This is a genomic window from Candidatus Frankia nodulisporulans, assembly GCF_902806475.1.
GTDB lineage: Bacteria > Actinomycetota > Actinomycetes > Frankiales > Frankiaceae > Frankia > Frankia umida.
This window is the reverse complement of record NZ_CADCWS010000415.1, coordinates 1-2,283: the sequence shown is the minus strand read 5'-3', so window position 1 is coordinate 2,283 and position 2,283 is coordinate 1. Positions and strand designations below refer to the sequence as shown.

Sequence of the window (2,283 nt, the reverse complement as noted above, 5' to 3'; positions counted from 1 at the left end):
CTCCCCCGCTCCGTCGACGACGGCCTCCCCGGCGCCCACGCAGGCCACCGATCCAGCCGCCGCCGCGGCCGCGCCGCCGGCCAGTGTCGTGGCCCAGTACACCGCGTTGACCTGCGCGCCCAGCGATGTGCGCCGCTCGGCGGCGAGCACCGACAAGGCGCAGGACTGGATCGCGGCCTGTGACCGCGACGGCACCACCAAGTACCTGCTGATGCCGGCGTCGGTCGTCGGCACGGACGTGAAGACCGCGTCCGCCGGTCTGCAGGGTGGTGGCGGCACCACGTCCATCAACACCGGGCAGTGGGTGGTGAACGTCGAGTTCACCGGTTCCGGTCAGGGCAAGTTCACCCGCCTCACCGAGCAGACGATCGGCAAGCAGGTCGCGATCGTGCTTGACGGCGTCGTCCAGTCGGCGCCGCAGACCAACGAGCGCATCGCCGGCACGGCCCAGATCTCCGGCTCCTTCAACCAGTCCGACGCCGAGGATCTGTCCAACGTGCTGCGCTACGGTGCGCTGCCGCTGGCGTTCGAGCGGTCCCAGGCGGAGTCGATCTCGCCGACCCTGGGTCGCGACTCCCTGCACGGTGGCCTGCTCGCCGGCGGGATCGGTCTGCTGCTCGTCATCGCCTACTCGTTCCTGTACTACCGGGCGATGGGCATCGTCGTGGTGGCCTCTCTGGTGGTCAGCGGCGGGATCATCTACGCGTCGGTGGTGCTGCTGGGCAGCGCGATCGGCTTCACGCTGACCCTCGCCGGCATCGCCGGTCTGATCGTGTCGATCGGTGTCACCGCCGACTCGTTCGTCGTCTACTTCGAACGAATAAAGGACGAGGTGCAGGCCGGCCGGACGGTGCGGGTCGCCGCCGACCGGGCCTGGCCCGCCGCGCGGCGCACAATGCTCGCCGCCGACACCGTGTCGTTCCTCGCCGCCGCGGTGCTCTACGTCCTGTCGATCGGCTCGGTGCGCGGGTTCGCCTTCACGCTGGGTCTGTCCACCCTGAGCGACGTACTGATCATGTTCATCTTCACCCGGCCGCTGGTAGCGCTGCTGGTGCGGCGCAGGCTGTTCTCCGTCAGTCGTTTCTCGGGACTGAGCCCGAAGATGATCGGCGGACGAGCCGCCGCAGTCCCGGTGGCCACCACCCGGGCGCGTCTGGCCAAGCGGCCGACGCCGGCCGGGCAGAAGCGGGAGAGCTGAGACGATGGCACTGCTCGCGCGGATCTACCGCAGCGACTTCCACGTGGACTTCGTCGGCCGCCGCCGGGCCTGGTACACGGTGTCCGGTGTCGTCGTCGCGATCTGCATCATCAGCATGATCGTGCGGGGTTTCAGTCTCGGCATCGAGTTCTCCGGCGGCGCCGTGTTCCAGTTGCCGAGCAACGGCGGCACCGTCGAGCAGGCGGAGGACACGCTGGCGAACGCGGGGATCGACCCGTCCGACAGCGTGATCCAGCAGCTCGAGACGTCCCACCAGTTCCGGGTGCAGACCCGCACGCTCACCGATCAGCAGACCGAGCAGGTCACCGACGCGTTGGCGAAGCAGTTCTCGATCTCCGATCCGGACCGCAACATCGCCGTGTCGACGGTGGGCTCCTCCTGGGGTTCGACGATCACCAAGAAGGCGATCCAGGGTCTGATCGTCTTTCTCATCCTGGTCGTCATCTACCTGTCGGTGCGTTTCGAGTGGAAGATGGCGATGGCCGCGATGGCCGCGCTGGTGCACGACCTGATTGTCACGATGGGTGTGTACTCGCTGGTCGGGTTCGAGGTGAGCCCGTCCACGGTGATCGCCGTCCTGACCATTCTCGGTTTCTCGTTGTACGACACGGTGGTGGTGTTCGACCGGGTGCGGGAGAACACCGCGGGAATCGCGACGTCCACCCGGCGCACCTACGCCGAGTCGACGAACGACGCCCTCAACGAGACGTTGGTCCGTTCGCTGAACACCTCGCTGATCGCGCTGATCCCGGTCGCGTCGCTGCTGTTCGTCGGCGCCGGGCTGCTGGGCGCCGGCACGCTGAAGGACCTGGCGCTCGCCCAGTTCGTCGGTATCGCGTCGGGTACCTACTCGTCGTTGTTCTTCGCGACGCCGCTGCTGGTCGACCTCAAGCGCTCCGATCCCGCGGTGGTGGCCCTCGACGCGCGGGTCGCCCGTGATCGGGCCCGCCGGGCCCGCTCCGGCGAGGGCCTCGCCGCGGACACCTCCGGTGCCCAGGCGGCGCGGGTGGTCGGCCGTGGCGGTGATCCGCGGGGCCTCGACGACGGCGACGACGGTTCGGACT

General features: G+C 68.9%; 2 protein-coding genes. Both read left to right on the top strand.

From position 1 onward, the window contains the following. Positions 1-1,198: protein translocase subunit SecD (secD, locus tag G6R24_RS20370; RefSeq protein ID WP_163550751.1), on the top strand; the 1,198-nt coding region annotated here is incomplete at its 5' end. Between the two features lie 4 nt (positions 1,199-1,202). Then, positions 1,203-2,283, top strand: a 1,081-nt coding sequence (secF, locus tag G6R24_RS20365; protein ID WP_163550750.1) for a protein translocase subunit SecF, incomplete at its 3' end; no start/stop codon positions are given.